Annotated in this window: 10 protein-coding genes; all 10 read right to left on the minus strand. The window is 48.7% G+C overall.

Annotated elements, in window-relative coordinates; genetic code table 11:
- Positions 1-169: 169 nt before the first annotated feature.
- The 10 genes from C812_RS14320 to C812_RS14365 all read right to left on the minus strand — a co-directional run bounded on the left by C812_RS14320 (position 170) and on the right by C812_RS14365 (position 16,732).
- Positions 170-1,813, minus strand: a complete 1,644-nt coding sequence (locus C812_RS14320) for an MFS transporter (protein ID WP_036625481.1) — start codon at positions 1,811-1,813, stop codon at positions 170-172.
- Between the two features lie 36 nt (positions 1,814-1,849).
- Entirely contained in the window at positions 1,850-2,254 is a 405-nt protein-coding gene (locus C812_RS14325; RefSeq protein ID WP_167669321.1) for a MarR family winged helix-turn-helix transcriptional regulator, read from the minus strand.
- A gap of 146 nt (positions 2,255-2,400) precedes the next feature.
- Complete coding sequence (locus C812_RS14330; protein WP_084770746.1) at positions 2,401-3,762, minus strand: sodium-dependent transporter; 1,362 nt, start codon at positions 3,760-3,762, stop codon at positions 2,401-2,403.
- Positions 3,763-3,824: 62 nt separating this feature from the next.
- The gene (locus C812_RS14335) at positions 3,825-5,021 is read right to left on the minus strand and encodes a helix-turn-helix transcriptional regulator (protein WP_016313376.1); all 1,197 of its coding nucleotides are present in this window, start codon (positions 5,019-5,021) and stop codon (positions 3,825-3,827) included.
- A gap of 44 nt (positions 5,022-5,065) precedes the next feature.
- Positions 5,066-6,175, minus strand: a complete 1,110-nt coding sequence (locus C812_RS14340; protein ID WP_167669322.1) for a response regulator — start codon at positions 6,173-6,175, stop codon at positions 5,066-5,068.
- Positions 6,176-6,214: 39 nt separating this feature from the next.
- Positions 6,215-9,322, minus strand: coding sequence for an ATP-binding protein (locus C812_RS14345; RefSeq protein ID WP_051134954.1), 3,108 nt, complete (start codon positions 9,320-9,322; stop codon positions 6,215-6,217).
- A gap of 184 nt (positions 9,323-9,506) precedes the next feature.
- The gene (locus C812_RS14350) at positions 9,507-12,614 is read right to left on the minus strand and encodes an S-layer homology domain-containing protein (protein ID WP_016313379.1); all 3,108 of its coding nucleotides are present in this window, start codon (positions 12,612-12,614) and stop codon (positions 9,507-9,509) included.
- A gap of 194 nt (positions 12,615-12,808) precedes the next feature.
- On the minus strand, positions 12,809-13,867 hold the full coding sequence (locus tag C812_RS14355; protein WP_016313380.1) for an LLM class flavin-dependent oxidoreductase: 1,059 nt from the start codon (positions 13,865-13,867) through the stop codon (positions 12,809-12,811).
- 69 nt (positions 13,868-13,936) lie between these two features.
- Positions 13,937-14,383 (minus strand): MarR family winged helix-turn-helix transcriptional regulator, encoded by a 447-nt coding sequence (locus C812_RS14360; protein ID WP_016313381.1) that lies wholly within the window; start codon positions 14,381-14,383, stop codon positions 13,937-13,939.
- Positions 14,384-14,533: 150 nt separating this feature from the next.
- On the minus strand, positions 14,534-16,732 hold the full coding sequence (locus C812_RS14365) for an ATP-dependent helicase (RefSeq protein ID WP_016313382.1): 2,199 nt from the start codon (positions 16,730-16,732) through the stop codon (positions 14,534-14,536).
- Between the last annotated feature and the right edge of the window lie 125 nt (positions 16,733-16,857).

The raw sequence follows: 16,857 nt of genomic DNA on the forward strand, positions 1-16,857 counted from the left end.
CCAAATCTCTAAATTTGGTAATCACCCAATATATGTAAGCGATTCAAATTCATTTTATGCAAGGTTAGGCAGGTGAAATGTTTAATTTTTAACTTCTTATGCTAGATTCATATGCCATAAAAAAGACACCTGAACTCCGTTCAGGTGCCTTCAACCGTCTCGCTTAAGCTTATACCGTCTCTTCTGTGACCTCGAGGTCTTGCGGGCTCTTTTTTCTTAACGGAATCAGAACCAGCGCCCCCACGATGATGGCCATCCCTAAAATGGCAGCGGTCCAATACAATCCGCTAAATCCGGTCTGAGCGGCGGTCTTCGTGATCTCGCCCACGCTGTCGGCCAATACCTGCTTCAGCGTAGGATCCTGGATCGCCTGAAGCATCCCGCTCAGCTCGCTTTCCGACACTCCGGATCCGCCTGAAGACATGTGCTGCCCGATCTGGGCAAGCTCCGCTTGGGCCTCGGCCGACAAGGTGACGTTAGCCAGATTTTGCTGCAAAATGCCCGGGAACTTCTCAGCAAACAACGTGCCCATATTGTTAAACGCACGAGCGATAAATCCGGCATAGATCGCCGGAGCCAGCGTCATCCCGATTTGGCGCAGCAGCGACAAGGAAGCCAGAGCTGACCCCTTATCCTTCTTTAAGCCTTCCGTAGCCAAAATGTTCAGCGGCGCTCCGAGAATGACCCCAATCCCAACGCCTGCAATGGCGCTGGCAATGATAAACTGCCATCTCGTCTCAAGCCATAGCGGGAACAGCATAAAACCAATGGCGGCAATCAGTCCAGACATGATGACGGTAAAGACCGGGCCACGCTTGGAGACCAGCATCCCGCCTAACCCTGCACCGATTCCGGCCGCGAGCGCCAGCGGCGTCATCCAATACCCCGAGTTTTCCGCCGCAATGCCAAGCACTTGCTCGGTGAAGGACGGGATATAGATCATCGCAGCGAGCAAACCGCCCGACAAAGTACCGATCAGCAGAACCATCAGGTAGCGAGGTTGCTTGATCAGACGGACCGGCAGAATCGGATCGCCGGATTGGTTCCGCTCCATTTTCCCTTCGAAAAATAACAGGATCGTGATCAGTATGACCCCGCCAAGCAAATATCCCCATACGTTTGGACGGGTCAGGCTCTCCGCAAAATCCACGTCGATATTGGTCAGCCCCAGCATCAAGGACAAGATGCCCAGCGACAGGATGATCGTACCGATGAGGTCAAGCCGTCCCGGCGACGGATCCGACGATTCCTCCAGCTTCCGCAGTCCCAAAATAAACAGCACGATGGCGATCGGGACGTTGATCAAGAACAGCACATGCCACTTCCCCGTCAAATCCAGCAGCAAGCTGCCGATATTCGGGCCGAGCACGGCGGCAATCCCGTTCATCGCCCCAAGCAAACCTAAATATTTCGCTTGTTTATCCGGCTCCACCGTACTTAAAATATGCGAGCTGCCGATAATGAAAATCCCGCCGCCCCCTAAAGCTTGCACGACGCGGGCAAATAAGTAAAAGCCAAAAGACGGGCTCAGTGCAACCAACAACGAGCCGATCCCAAACAGGGCGATTTCCACGATAAACAGCTTTTTGCGGCCATATCGGTCCGACAGTTTCCCCACGATCGGCAAGCTGATCGCAAGGCCCAGCGTGTAAATCGTAATCCCCCATGCCCCCCAGTTGGCGGACACGTCAAAAGAACGGTTAATCGTTGTCAGCGCCGCGCTGATAATCCCGTTGTCGAGCTGTGCCATAAAGACACCAATCGAGAACAGGAATAACGCCCAAAACTGTGATGAGCGCTTTGCCATTGCCATCCCTCCATCATTCATATCTACTTCCAGGTCCCCGGGTTAGAAATTTTTGAGCGCATTTTCTGCAATTCGTCTTAGCAGGCTCGACACGAGCTCCGCTTCTTCCTCCGTAAACCCTTCAAGCAGTTTGGTTTCTGTTTGATGTATATGTTCAAAGATCTGATCTACCAACAATTTGGCCTTTTCTGTCAGCAAAATCATCCGTGCTCGCGAATCCTCCGGATCATCCGCCCGTATGATAAATTGCTTCTGTTCCAGCCGTTTGATCAATCCGCTCACGGTTGGGTTCGTTAAATTGAGAGCGACCTCAATGTCCCGTTGGCGGATTTTTCGATCCGCGTGGTGAGCCAGAAAAAGGATCAAATTGGCTTGGCTATGGGTTAATCCAATTTCCTTCAGGTGGAGATCTCCGACCTTGCTCGCCTGATTCCCGATGATCTTCAAAGAAGATATCAGGATTGGTTTTCTGCTTTCATGCTGCATCCCTTCACCACCTTTTACAGAGCATGCTATCTAAATATATAGCAAGCTTTGTAAATAAGTCAAACAAAAAAAGGGACGCGATAGACCGCGCCCCTTGCTTAAACTTCCTAAAACTTGATCACTCCGGTAGTATGCAGCAGCACGAGTACGACGAGTACCGGTGCGATATACCGAACCATAAACAGCCATAACCGGAACCAACCGGACTTGAGCCCCGCGGCTTCCGCAGCCTTTTTCCAAAAGTACCCTACAAAAAGAGTCGTAATCAAGCCGCCGATTGGCAGCAAAATGTTCGAGGTAATGAAATCAAGCCAGTCGAAGAAGTTCTTCCCGCCCATGTCCGACAAAGCCGGTACGATCCCAAAGGACAAGACGGAAGGCAACCCGATCAACAGAACCAACACGCTGATGATCGTTACGGATTTTCCGCGCCCCCATCCCCAGCGGTCCATGACGAAGGTGACCGGCACTTCCAGCAACGATACCGCGGAGGTTAGCGCCGCAATCGCCAGCAGGACGAAGAACAACCCACCGAAGAAGGCGCCAAACGGCATCGCCGAGAACGCGGCCGGCAGTGCGATGAAGACCAAAGACGGCCCGGCATTCGACTCTAAACCAAAAGAAGCGGTTGTCGGGAAGATGATCAAGCCTGCAATAAACGCATAGATCAAGTCCCCAGCCCCGATCGCCAGCGTAGCCGCGCCTAGGGATTGGCGCTTGTCCACGTAAGCCCCGTAGGTGAGCAAAATCCCCATCCCCAGCGATAACGAGAAGAAGGCATGTCCCAAAGCAACCAAAGCCGCCTCCGGACTCAGCTTCGAGAAATCCGGTTGAAGGAAGAAGGAAACGCCCTCCCCGGCTCCCGGCAAGGTTAATGCCCGGATCATCAAAATGATCAGAAGGACGACGAGCCCCGGGATCAGCACCTTATTGAATTTTTCAATCCCGCCGGAGATCCCTTTCCCTACCACGATGGCGGTAATCAACACAGACGCCACCTGCCATACGAGCGGCATGAAGCCTTGGATGAACGAGCCAAATTTCCCGCTATAGTCCGAATCGACATACAAACCTCCGCTGAAGGACTGAACCGCATAATGGAGCGTCCATCCCGCAACGATGACATAGAAGCTCAAAATAAGAAATGGAGCGATAACTTGCAGCAGCCCAAGACGGCCAAACACTTTAGGACCGCCGGCTTTTACAAAGGACGTGGATGCACTTCCGCGCCCTGAGCGCCCAATGGCCAGCTCCGCTAACAACAGAGGCAAGCCGATCAAGATCAAACAGATAATGAAGATCAGGAAGAAGGCAGCTCCCCCGTTTTGGCCTGTAATGTAAGGGAACTTCCACATGTTGCCGAGACCAACGGAACTGCCGATCGCGGCCAAAATAAATCCGGCAGAAGAGAATCGATCACTCCGCCCCTCGCCGAGCTGAGTTTGCTTAGTATTCATAACAACCCCCATATATTTTTATATTTCTCTATTATAATGAAAAAGGCTGTGGGTAGGGATATGAAATTTTTCCTTTATTTCATAACTTTCTCTCGATATTGTCCCGGTGTAATCTGTTCAAACCTCTTAAACAGCCGAATAAAATAGGACGGTTGTAACCCCACCTGCTCCGCAATTTCATTCACTTTCATATCGGAGTCACTGAGCAGCTCCTTCGCCTTCTCAATCCGGAGAGCCGTTACATAATCGATGAAATTCATGCCGGTTACCTGTTTGAACAAGCGGCTCAGCGTATAAGGCGTTGTATTAAAATGATGCGCGCACGCTTCGAGCGAAATCCCTTCGGCGAACTGATCCTTCAGCATTGCCGTCACCTGTTCGATGAGCGGCTTCGCTCGGGCCGTCTGATCCTCGCTTAACTTCTGGGCATACGGAAGGATAATTTTTTGCTGAAAAAAACGGACGATCTGCTCCGGCTCCCGAATTTGACTCAATTGCTCAAAGAGATTATCTCCTTCGTACAACTGATGAGGTTGGTAGCCGGTCTCCAATAACGTATGCATGATGCTTCCCAGCACCTGCATGACGCCTTCCTTCAATAGCTTCTCTTTGCGCGAACGCACGACCAGCTCAGAGATAATGGCCTCGATCCGCTGCATCGCCTGCTCGCATTGTCCCATCCGCAACGCTTGAAGCAGCTCCTTCTCCAAAGCGAAGGGATAATGAACCTCTTGCGGCGTATAGGGCAGAATCTCCTCCAGATCAAGCACCTGGCATTGTTCCTTCAGGTCCCGATACAGAATCGCGTTCTGAAGAAACGGCAGCATGTCCGGAATATCCTTGATCTCGGTGGTTAACCGCCCAATGCAGATCGTCGTTTGCATCTTTAGCAGCGAACTGATCGTGCGGACTAAATCCTCGGCCAGGCTGAACAGCTCTTCTTTGACATGCATTTTTCTGGTTTCGGACGGATAGGAAAGCAGGATTCCCACGGTGAGGTCATGGAAATTGATGATTTCCGCTTGAATCCCCCGGATTCGCACCATTTCTTGCGCGATATTGGCTGCAGCAAAGGAGATCAGGTATTCATCGTTCTCCATAAATCGGTTATCGGCCTTGGACACCCCCGTAACCCGCGCCAGCATAAGTCCAAACCATTGCGATTCCGAGGACCAGCCAAAGGTCTGTAACCTTGCGCGGATCTCCGGCTCCTGCTCAGGAGGGACCGCACATTTCCTGGAATTGATTTTTCTTGCAAGGCGGTTGATCACAAAAAAGACGCTGAACTGATCAGCGTCTTTTTTGTGATGATGTTTTAGCGAAGGCTATCAGCCATGCTGCTCAAGATTTCCGGAGGGAAGGTACCTAGCTCTTCGCTGTAGGTCTTTTTCACTTTCTCATAATGGGCAAGGAATGAGTGCTTGTCTTGAAGATTGAGATACATTCGCAAGAGCATCTCATGAGCCTCTTCGTCTATTGGATCATGAAGGATCAGGGCGTGCAATACCTCGGAAGCCTGGGGATACTGCATTCTTTCCTGATACCATTTTGCCACTCTCTTGGATGCTGTGGCAAAATAACGAAACATTCTTTCCCGCTCCTCCTCACACCAAGGATAATCCCTGTGAGCGAAGAGAGGACCTTTGTAAAGACCCAGCATCTTCATCAAAGCCTCGGGATTTCCTTGATCGGCACTTAACTCCCTGGAGACCCTTTGTTCGAACTGAAAATAATCGCAGGATTCCTCACACTCCATCCGATAGTATCCTTTGAGAGAGGAGATACGAACTTGAATTCCGGCTTCCTGCAGGGTCTTCTTCATACGATGCATGGTCACATGCAGTTTATGCATCACGTTCTCCGGGGAGGAGATGTCCGGCCAGAGGTTGTCGCAAATGGTCCATTTGGAAATCGTTGTATTCCGATGTACCAGCATATAAGCAAACAGTTCTTCGGCCTTAGCGGTAGGAAAATGTACAGGGACTTGCGTTTTCTTAGTGATGTCAAATCCTCCAAAGCATCTGATCCCGGGGGAGGAGCCTGTCTCCGTCCCAACCGTTCGTCGTACTCTACGTTTCAAGATTCGATCAAGGGTATGGTGCAGCATCTCCGGATCTATGGGCTTCAGTAAGTAATCCACGGCACTGACCCGGAAAGCCTCCAGAGCATACTGGCGGTAGGCTGTAACAAAAACGACTTCGGTGTTCTCCTGAATCTCCCGCAAGCGAGCTGCGATCTCCAACCCATTCATTTCAGGTATTTCAATATCCATAAAAATGAGATCCGGCATAAGTTCCTTTACGTCATTTAGCATCTCCGTAGGGTCAGTATAAGCACCAACAACCTGTACATCGTTTCGGTCCCCGATGAATCTGCCAAGCACCCTTAATGCCGGTTTTTCATCATCCAGCAGTACCACTTTCATCATTCCACATCACTCACTCCATTCAGAAAATAAAATTTATCAGGTTTGCTTGGAACATTTAAACCGAAATTGTACAATTGTCCCTTCTCCCTCGTTACTTTCAATGTGGAGACCTTCCCTATATAAAAGCATCAGTCGTTGATGGATATTAACCAAGCCGACCCCTCGTTTTGCCCGAGTTCGATGAAGGTCAAGCACCTCTGTAATCTTCCCCTGGCTCATGCCAACCCCGTTATCCCGAATTGTGACGATGAGCATCTTCTCTGAAGCCTCAAATGCTTGGGGGGAGGCGACCGCTGCTTCACGGATAATCAATTGGAGTTTTCCTCCCTGCTTTCTCTTCATAATGCCGTGCCGGATCGCATTTTCTACTAAAGGCTGAATGGTAAGGGGCAAAATTCGGCACTCCATCAACGTATCATCAATGTCATATTCCACTTCCAGCCGCTCATCGAACCGTGCCTTTTCGATTTCCACGTAGGATTCCACCAACTTCACTTCATCACGAATGCTGACAAACTGGTCATGGCTTGAGAAGTCGAAACTTCTTCTTAAATAGTGACTTAGATGGTTTATTAGCTGCGCTGCCCTGAGGCTATCGGTATAACATATGGATAAAATGGCATTCAAAGCATTAAACAGGAAATGCGGCTTGATCTGAGACTGCAGGAAAGCCATCTCCGCATCCATCGCATCCCGAACCGACTTCTTCAGTTTAAGCAAGGTCTTCACCCTTGCCCGTACCTCCAGCATATTGAAAGGCTTAACAATAAAGTCATTGGCTCCAGCGGCAAAGCCGGCTGCAATATCTTGGGGGGTATTCCGCACTGTTAACATCACAACCGGCAAATCAAATAATGAATAATCCCGGCGAATCTCACGGCAAGTTTCGTATCCGGATAACTGTGGCATCATCACATCCAGAAGAACCATATCGATATGTGGATTCTCCTTTAATCGTTGAAGGGCTTGACGACCGTCAGTCGCGGTAAGCAGACGGCATTCTTGGGCAGAAAACAGATTCTGTAAGACCTGTAAATTGGTAGGCTCGTCATCCACGGCGAGCAACGTAAATACACCCGGCTCCGAGTTTTGCAATTCAGCGCTATCGTAGTCTCTATAGGTCTGAGGGAGTGTCTCCCGTTTCCGGTTGACCCGCCCACGAGCGGTTAACTCCTTCGATTCAGGCGATACTGGTAAGGTAAAAGCAAGCCTAGTCCCCTGTCCGGGTGTGGAGTCCTCGATATAAATACGACCATTCATCATTTGGATCAGCCTACTGGAAATACTTAAGCCCAAACCGATGCCGCCATAGGCTTCGCCCCTGTCTCCATTCGCTTGCGTAAAGGGTTCAAAGATGCGCTGCCAGTCTGAAGCAGCCATGCCTATGCCTGTATCCGCCACAACCACCTTGATGAACTCATTCTGCTGTTCGGCCCAAATTTCAACTGTTCCACGTTCCGTAAATTTGACAGCATTTCCAATGACATTCGTAAGCACTTGATTCAATCGATTCTCATCCGCATGCACAAGTGGAAGATCGTCCGGAATTCGGTTGATCATTTCAATCTGCTTGCTAGGGGCAACATGCTCGAATACCTCCAGGACAATCGATACCGTTACCTTCAGATCAATTGCAGATAGAAACAATGGTAGATCATCGCGTTTAATCCTCTCCAGATCCAAGATATCCCCCACAAGCGTCGATAACCTTCTTGCCATTCCTTGGATCACCGTCAAATTCATATTGTGTTTGTCCATAGCATGATCCGGTATTTTCTCCAACATGGACTGCGAAATATTCAGTATTCCGTTTAAAGGCGTCTGAAACTCATGAGATGTTCTAACCAAAAATTCATCTTTCAGCCGATCGGACTCTATTAACCTAACAGACATTAACTCAATCGTTCTGTAAGCATCGGAAAAGCGAAAAGACAGCATCAAAGAAATCAGGATTGTGAACAACATCATGCTGATAATCCCTAAGTAATTGTTGGGCAAAAGCCCCAATACATATAAGGAGTTGTCAATCAGACAAATCAACAACATGTAAAAGGCCAAAATCAAGATCAAGATGCTCTGTCTGCTAAAATTCCCGTAACGTTCCTCTTTGGACGTGGATAGGATCCATACCACAACAAGATATACTAGAACTTGAAGCGTACTGAAGATAAAGGTGAATTGCGAGTATGTAGAGAATGGAAAGAGAAAACCAAACAGGATGAAAGAACCGAAGGTAACAAAAACCGTCCTAAAAAACCATGCGGGAAACAGGCTGTGACAAATGGTTCGGATAAATAATGTAATAACAATCATCGAGCCATAGATCCCTACAAGCTGAAGCCGATGGGACAATTCAAACGGCAACCAGTAAAAAAGCTGGGTAAACAGGCGTTCGCTTAAACACATAAAGGAGAATCCTGCCACTAGACAGTACACACCAAAAAATAGCAGGCTTTGATCCTGTCTCCGCTTCGAAAATACCCCCAAGTGATACAGCCCGACCATCCCTAATGCCACAACAACGACAATGTCCAATCCAGTCGCTGTTCTGTCCAGATTGCTGATCGCCTTCATTGTGCCGAACTGAATATGATTTGTAACTCCGCCATTGATAAAATCAAAATTAGTGACTTGAAGCAGGATTTCGACTGACTCCCCATGGATCGGGAAATAAAAGGTGTAGGGTTTGTTCTCCGGGGTGTACGTTTCCCTTGTCATCGCAGGGTGACCGCTGTGCCCCATCTTTAGTCCGTCTACATATACCGCACTAGCCATTTGAACATTTGAGATGCGCATTCCGTACATCATCGAAGAGGGCTTTACCTTGACGATAACCCTGTATGTTGCTGAACCTTCCGCCGGGAAGTTTTGTTTGTTCCATTGCCCAGGAACATTGAGATAACCGGTCAAACTCTCTTGTTGCCTGTACGGGAGAAGTTGATTCCAATAAAACTCCCAAGAGCCTTGCAGCTTGACTGTTCCATTTTTCGCGAAATCCCACTCGGTTAAATCCATAACCCCCTCTACAACCCGGGGATTATGATGATTACGGGAGATATTCGCTTGTCCAATATAATAGAGGGCAAGAAAAGCAATTATCCCAATCCCTAGAATTATCATGAAGAAGTTGCGTTTCTTGATCAACAACAGCCCCTCTACTTTCCTTATGTCACATTAGCCCTGCATAAAACAACAAACAACGACAAAATACGACAAATTTATTATAACATGTCACGTCACTTCAAGAAATAGAAATATGAGCTGAGGCTAAAGTATTGTAAATGCCTAAAACCCGCTCTAAGAGCGGGTTTTAGGCAAGCGATATCGATTAATTTTTCCAATCTTCAATTCCGGTCTTATATTGCTCAAACGGATGCGGAGTTGAAGCTTCCATAATATCAGTATAATAATTGTGATTTACCGGAACATCGGTCCACTTCGGTGCAACCTTGACATTCCACGGTTTACGTCCTAACAGATCGTTAAAGATCCGAACAACTTCCAATCTTGTAATCGGCTGATTCGGGTTGAAGGTCTTGTCCGTGAAATCAGCAAGTATTCCTTGCTTCTCAGCTGCAGTAATTGCCTTTTCAGCCCAATGTCCAGATACATCCGTGTAGTTACTTCCCGTCACATCTTCCCACTTATACAAATTCATCAGAATTTGTGCGAATTCAGCACGGGTAATTTGATTTTGCGGCTTGAATTGATTGTTGCCGGAACCCACCATCCATTTATTGTTGGTGGCAATCATGATGGCATTTGCTGCCCAGGATTTTGCACTTACATCTGCATATTTTACTTTATTAGTGCTGGCGACAGGCTTATACAAACGGGACAAAATCGCAGCAACCTCAGCTCTCGTAATTCCCTGGTCCGCCTTGAAGGTTCCGTCCGGATAACCGACCATATATGCTCCGTGTTCACCAGCATCTTTAAGTTCCGGCTGTGAGGAGAAACTGAATTTGACGATTGTATCTCCCACATGAATAATCCCGTCTCTAATGTAGCTGTCGACCCCAAAGGTTTCTTCTCGCTCGTCGTTACGGCTATCGAATACGATGTACCCATCTTTCTCGCCGAGGAAGTAATAATCCCCATCCGGGTAAACCATCCAGCCATATTCGCCGTCGTCAGTACTACGTTGCGGGTTGTGATTTTGGTTTGGTGCAAAATCCGGCAGTTCCGGCAGATTCACCAGAGTACCCGGCGTTCTGCCTTTGGAACGGTTCAGCTCCGTATCCGCCCAGTACAGTTGCATATGGACTCCCGAAACCGGTTGTCCTGTTACAGTGTCCAGAATTGTTCCGTATGGGTCGATCAAATCTACTGACATACTTGCTTTGCCGGCGCTGTCGACGACAAGCTTACCGGCAGGACCTGCCAGCTTCTCTCCATTTGGCGCAAACACATTCAGCGCTAGATGATACTCGCCTGGAGGCACTTTCGGTAAATTAAAGCTTCCATCCGAGTTCATTACAATATTCGGTAGATTCAGTTCTTTGCCGTCTGCTGACTTAATTCTTCCAGATACCTTCAGGCTATCTCCGACAAGCTTGGTAATCTTGTCCTGAACGACTTTGCCGCCATGCGATTGGTCCGTAACCGTTGCTTCCGTCTTCGTGGTCGGCTGTTCAATAATTGGTGTCGATGGAGCCGATGGCACAGAAGGAGATGGAGTTGGTGGCGTCGGAACGACAACTGCGCTTGGCGTCACCGTAATCACATTCGAGATGCCTGGATATTTACCAGATCCGATATTTAACCGGAAGTAATAAGTTGTTCCATTCGTTAAACCGGTGATCGTAGCGCTGGTAGATGTCGCATCCAAGGTTTCTTCCGGGCTGACAGTCGTAAAGTTCTCACCGTCTGTCGACATCTCAACTATAATATCCCCGGCTGTTGCACCTCTCAACGGCGGGAAACTCAAGGTCACTTGACCATCCCCTGGAGTAGCCGCCAAGGTCGTTAATGGGGCCGGATCCGCCGCAAGTACATATACGGTAAATGTCATTTCACTGGTTAAATGGCCCTTAGTGATGGTTGCTGTCAAGTTAACATAAGTTCCTTGCTGATCAATGACTGGTCTCGTCACGGTTCCATCGGCCGCAATGATCGATGGCTGGTCAGAGGACCATACCACTTCAGCGTCATCCGTTGGGTTTAGCGTGAGATTTGTTTTCACTGCGCTTTTGGATTCACCGGGAGCATAACCGATTTGAGTATTTGCCTCGGCTGCTTCAATAGCGATAATGTCATCCTTATATTGAAGAATGTTGTCTACAATACGATTGGCAATTTGCTCCACGATATCATCGATATCTCCGCCGGAGTCAATGTGTAGCCCGCCGTTTCCAAGGTCATCAATGAAACTTTCATCGATGGTCTTGTAAGTGGCGTCAGTTACTCCAACATATTGGATATCCCGATCTCTAAACAGTTCCTTTACATCATTTTGAACCAAAATATCGCTAGGATCTTCATTGTTCAGATTCACAAGATAGCGAAGCGGAGCATGCGGCTCCCAATTGATTTGATGAGCTGCCTCATCCAAGGCTTTCTCTGAAGTCGAGAACAGCTTCATATTATCATAGGCAAAAATGGATATAATCTCGCATCCATGGCTGATATGGCTGACAAGCGGGCCAAATTCATCTCCATAAGTGTTCGCAAGATGAAGATCCCGGATCAGTTGTTCGCCGTTATCCCACATATTTAATTGGGTATCTGTAGCTACAATTTTGATGCTGTGCTGCTGAGCTGATCCCTTCGGATAAGATTGAAGCAGCGAAACGCCGGGTATAAATTGCAAGGTAAAATTGCTGTTCTCGTGAAGAGTCATCACGTCAACCTGATTCAGTTCATAAACGTTAACAAATCCTTGAACATATAAAATCGCGTAACCACTCAGTCGATCCTCACCGTCGATGCGGGTGTTAAATAGAAAGCCTCCGCCTTCCATACTGTGATAATTTACCTTGGATTCATCCATGTCAAAGGTGATCACCTTCTTGCCGGAAGGGCTTCCCTCCGTAAGCATGAAATCCTTATATCCCGGCACGGTATAACCATAGAAAGTTAATGATTTCCCGTTGTTCGAAATTTGAACGTGGTTGTAATCGGCCGTTTCCACTTCCGGCGGGAATCCCATATACCAGCTGTCATAACCGGAATGGACGTAATGATACGTCGAATTCGTTACAGATGCGGGATCTGCACTCGCGTCCATGATGGATACGTATTTAGGATTAATGCCTTCCCCTTGCAGTTTTAATCGGACAGCCTCATTCAACAGTCTCTCGAAATTACCAGATTCATAAGGGCTTGTCCCGACATTGTAATAAACCTCTGCTACTGACGATAGTGCATTCGCCATTGGCATACTCGAGACCGTTAACATCAACGCCACTGCCATCGAAATTATTTTTTTCTTCATATGCCTCTCCCATCTTGTAATTTTCTGACCACACTTTGACTGTTCCAAAGTTGATTGATTAAATTTCAAATATCAAATTATCACACGTCTCTCTCAAAAAACTCTCAAACCACCAAACCAACCGCTTTCTTTCCACCCGAGCTCGACAAAAAACCACTTGATGAGAATCAAGTGGTTTCCTGTTCTGCCCACGCTTATTTCTTCCCCGTATACTTGCGGATGGCCGGTGCGATTTGGGTGGCAACGAGCTCGATGTTGCGGGCCACCTTATCAAAAGGCAAACCGCCTAGATCCATTTGAAGCAGCACTCGTTGATGACCGTATAATTCGTGTTGATACAAGATTTTCTCGATGATCAGCTGCGGACTGCCGACCATCAGGGCATCCTCGACGTTCGCTGAACGCATCAGTTGCTCTCTCGGAAAAGAGGAGCCGCGCATCACCTCAAATACATGATTCACATGCGGATAGAACTCGTTTCTTGCATCCTGCGAGTTGTCAGCCGCATAGAGCATCGACGTGATCGCCACAGGCAGATGGGCCGGATCGTGGCCGGCTTTCGCCGCGGCTTGACGATAAAAGTCCACCGCCGGCTTGAAGAGGGCGGATGGACCGCTCAGCGTGGCCAACGTCATGGGAACTCCCGCAATTCCAGCCTTGAGCGCACTCTCCGGCGTACCGCCAACTGCGCGCCAGATCGGCAGCTTCCCATGAAGCGGCCGCGGCAAAATATGCGCATCGTGAAGCGGCAATCTATACTTCCCTTCCCAATTCACGACCTCCTCACGATTTAACTTGAGCAGCAGATCGAATTTTTCTTCAAACAATGCCTCGTAATCCTTCACATCATAGCCCATCGTATAATAAGTTCCAATTGTGGAGCCTCTGCCTGCGATCATTTCGGCCCGGCCGTCAGAGATCAGATCAATCGTTGCAAAATCCTCATACATCCGCACGGGATCGTGTACGCTGAGCACCGTCGCTGCGCTGGCAAGCTTGATATGTTCCGTCGCCTGCGCGATCGTGCCGAGGATGACGGAATGCGCCTGGGTCGCGCCGTCCACCTGATGTCGTTCCCCAACAGCGAAGACATCGAGTCCCGCTTGTTCGGCCAGTTTACTTGCCTCGATCAACTCCTTAATCCGCTGTTGCGCGCTGATTTGTTGGCCCGTCAGCGGATTGGATACATAATCCCCTACAGAGTAAAATCCGATCTCCATTCCTTGATCCGGTTTGATGCGATATTGTTCCATGGGTTCTCTCTCCTTTTGGATTGTTATTTGGATTATTCACTTGACTAATCAAGTGATAGGGTAAAAAAATTAAGGTTGCGGTGGAACCTGTTTGTTGCGGCTATGCTTCTCCAGTCGTGACATCAACGACAATAATGTTTTCTGCTCATCCTTGGACAACACTTCGTCAAAGAAAGAAGTTTGAAAGGCCAGCTGCGCCGGAAACGCCTCGTTCATGATCGCTTCTCCCTTTTCCGTCAGGCTGATCATTTTCGTCTTCCAATCTTGTTTGCGTTCGATGTACCCTTCTTTCTCTAGTCTAACAAGCATCCGCGAAATTCCGCCCTCAGTCACCGTTACCTTCTTAGCTAGTTCCATCTGGTTCAGGGGCTGAAAAGTGCGGATTTGCATCAGGACATCGAACTGAGCCGTCGTCAAGTCAAACCGCTTCAAAAAATCGTTCGTTAATTGATCGCTGCGATTCTTGAACCGGACCAGACGCAGCCAGGTTAACACGCCCAGGGTGTAATCGTTCATGGTCTTTCCTCTTCTTTCGATGATTTGCCTTCAATTTACTACTCAAGTGATAAGATGTCAAGGGTTCCTCGGTCTTGTGTTCGTAAAAAAGGCTGACGCCGAATACTTATCGACGCCAGCTCGCAGTGACCATTTGACTTAATCGCTTAGCTAGGATGCATCCTCCGCCCGTTCCAACAAGCCCATTTGGAGACAGGTGGTCGTTGATAAAGCTTTTTCCCCCTCCTCAAATCGGATATGAACTCGTTCCCCATTCACTTGCAGAATTGTTCCCTTTCCGAAAGCCCGGTGGACGATTGATTCCCCCTCCCTCAGCTCAGCCAACGTTCGGATGGCATTGGGATTGTCCTGTGCTGAAGCAGGGATGGAAGGCGAAGCCGCAGACGAAGCCGCGGCCGCTTGAGGTGGAAGTTGGATGTACCTCACGTAGGCCACGAACCTCGACTCCGTCACCTCTGCCCCATCCCGTTTCTTGTAAGTCAGAAGCTCCAGATGTTTCTTCGCCCGGGTCATCCCCACATAAAATAGCCGGGTCGCCTCCTCCATCATGTCCGTGTTCTCCTTATCCGCCTTAGACGGAATGATCCCTTCCACTAGATCGATCATATACACGCGCTCGAACTCTAAGCCCTTGGAGCTGTGCAGCGTAGAGAAGGTGACCGCATTTTGCCCTCGCTTGGACCTAGCTGTTCGCAAGACCGACTCCAGGTATTTTAATCTGGCGGCGAATTCCTCCATGGTCGCCAATTCCGCCGCGATTTCCTCCAGCGTGTTCAAGATCCCCAAGAGATATTCCATACGGAATCCCTTCCACTCGCAAATCTTCTCTAAGGCTTTCTCATAGCCCAGTCGATCGCGGATCACCCGAATCGCATGCAGCGGCGGCATCCCTTTCATTTCCTGAAACGTCTCCTTACACATCTGCAGCTGCTTCACCTGATAATCCTTAAGCGGGACCCGGTTCAACAGATTATCAAAGACGGATTCCTCATTTCGAATCTTGAGCAGCGCCGCCATCTGCTCCTTGCTGATATATCCATTAAATTTCAGATGGATCTTCTCCAGAATATCGGGACGTTTATCCGTGAACGTCATCCGCATGAAATTTAAGATATCCTCGACAACCCAATGGGAGAAGAACCGGTTATCCGCATCCTTCATATAAAAAGGAATGCCCGCACGATCAAACTCGTTCATTAACGCGACGGATGAGGAATTGTTCCGATACAGGATCGCTACCTCGGCAAGGTTCCTGAGCTGCTGAATCTCGTTCACCAGATACTTGGCCTGCTCGCCGTAATCGTCCAAACAGCGAATCTCAATCGGCTTGTAAGGCGGATTCTCGGTGAACATCTTTTTCGGGTATCGGTCTTGGTTGCGCTGGATCAACGTGTTGGCAACGTTCACGATATCCGGTGTGGATCGGTAATTTTGCTCCATAAACAAGATCAACGCCTCCGGATAGACCTGCTTGAAGTTCAGTAAATATGCAGGATCGGCCCCTCGCCAGCTATACAAGCTTTGATCATCGTCGGCAACGACGCATAGGTTACGATGCTGTTGCACCAGCTTCTCGATAATCGCATGCTGCACCCTGGACGTATCCTGGCTTTCATCTGTGAGGACATAATCATAACGCCTCTGGTACCTGCGGAGCACCCCTTCATGCTCCGCCAGGATGCGTTCGCAAACCACCAGCATGTCGTCATAATCCAGCAGCAATGAATGGGTGCCGGATTGCTTGAAATGCTCGTACTCCCGCAAGATCTGCTCGGCATGGGGCACCTCCACTTTAACCGCGGACCATTGCTCGAAGGGGATCATTTTATTTTTGATATAGCTAATATAGGTCGTCAGCTCGTCCAGCTGGTCATCTGTGATATTCTCTCCGGTGATCGCTTTATAGAGATTCCGCAATATGATCTTCTTATGTAACGGAAGTTGCTCCGAACCGCTGGCTTCTTGCTGAGCGGCGTCGACATCGCCTTCGATGATCTGGAACGGCGTCTGGGTCGCACGAAAATGCTCCCGCACCACCTCGAAGGCCAAGCTATGAATCGTCGAGAAATCAACCGGCGTCAGCTCTGGGAAGAAGGTGTTAAACCGCTCCTTCATATCGTGCGCTGAAGCGCGGCTAAACGTCACCGCCTTAATCCTTCTGGGGAGAACGCCTTTTTCTTCGATCAGATACCCAATTCGCATAATGATCGTTGTGGTCTTCCCCGATCCCGGTGAAGCTAACAAAAGCAAGGGTCCCTCTGTTTGAAGGACCGCTTGCTTCTGGATTTCATTTAATTCAACACCTAATTCTTCTTTCTTGCGAAGGAAGAAGGAACTTGTTTTATTCATGATGACTGCCCTTTCGAATGTTCCGATTGCATTACCTACTATAACGCAATTTTGCTAGAATGGCACCACCTAGTCATCCAGTCATCAAATCATGGTACAATGGGAACCGGTGAGCCCCATGCCAA

The sequence above is a fragment of the Paenibacillus barengoltzii G22 genome, assembly GCF_000403375.2.
GTDB lineage: Bacteria > Bacillota > Bacilli > Paenibacillales > Paenibacillaceae > Fontibacillus > Fontibacillus barengoltzii.